The organism is Bartonella sp. AP40SXNS, assembly GCF_042195825.1.
Taxonomy (GTDB): domain Bacteria; phylum Pseudomonadota; class Alphaproteobacteria; order Rhizobiales; family Rhizobiaceae; genus Bartonella.
In genome coordinates this window covers 1-1,022 of the sequence record NZ_JBHIPB010000086.1, presented here as the reverse complement: position 1 = coordinate 1,022, position 1,022 = coordinate 1, and the positions used below count along the sequence as shown (strand labels likewise).

General features: G+C 47.4%; 1 pseudogene. It reads right to left on the bottom strand.

The annotated features are described in order from the left end of the window. Positions 1–1,022: pseudogene (locus tag ACFILZ_RS09865) on the bottom strand (filamentous hemagglutinin); the annotation flags it as partial.

Below are 1,022 nucleotides of genomic sequence, written 5' to 3'. Positions count from 1 at the left end.
CCACCTTCACGCATGTTGGTAAGCGCTGAGACATCGAAGGTCATATCGCCTGACACGGCTTCTAAAAGACCCGAGCTGTTGATCACATGACCAGCCCGCTCTCCACTTAAGCCACGGATGATGAGATTGTCTTCAGCAATGACATCGGCAAACTTATTGATAAAATCCCCATCTAAGGAGAAAATGGCAGATTTCTTGGCATAAATCAGCCCACTATTACTCAGATCAGCGCTCACATTGAGCGCAACCCCATCACCACTTGAACCAATACTGCCGGCATTGTCCAAAACATCTGCGGTTAAGACAAAAGCACCACCACTTTTGAGAACACCGTCTTCACCATTTAAAACCAGAGCAACTTGCCCCAATGACGGATCATGGCTTTCTGCCACAAGCGTAAAACTGTTACTGGCTAAAAGCTGACCGGAATTGGCTAAAGACCCAAGCTTCGCATCAACAACACCGCCCACCATAATACCGGAATTGCTTAAAACATCATGACTGTTGAGAGTAAGTACCCCGCCTTGCGCTTCCACAAGCCCAGCTTGGGTGAGTGTGCCTGCCTTCAGCGTTACATCATAGGCGCCAACCTCACTTGTCTCGCCCATTGTCAATATGCCATCACTGGAAAGCTCTATCCGCTTTTTAGAGACAATGCGCCCCGTTTGGCTGAGATTTGTTTGCGCATGCAAAGCAATGGTATCATTGCTTTCTATTGTGCCACTATTGCTTAAATCACCGTGGCTGGTCAGTTGAAGGTCACCACGCTCAATCTCTATGTGCCCTGCTTGGATCACACTATCAGCAACAATATTGACTGCCCCTTGCGTAGAAATAAGACCATCAACATTCTCAAAACTGCCCACATCAATGCGCAAACCATCCCGGGCTAAAACATGCGCACCTTCATCATGTGTAGCGTTTTGTTGGTCTGAATTTGTCGCTTCAGCGCTTTTATTGACAAAAGACGTTGCAACAATCTTCATCTCACCGGCTAAAGCACTGAGAAGACCAGCCTCATT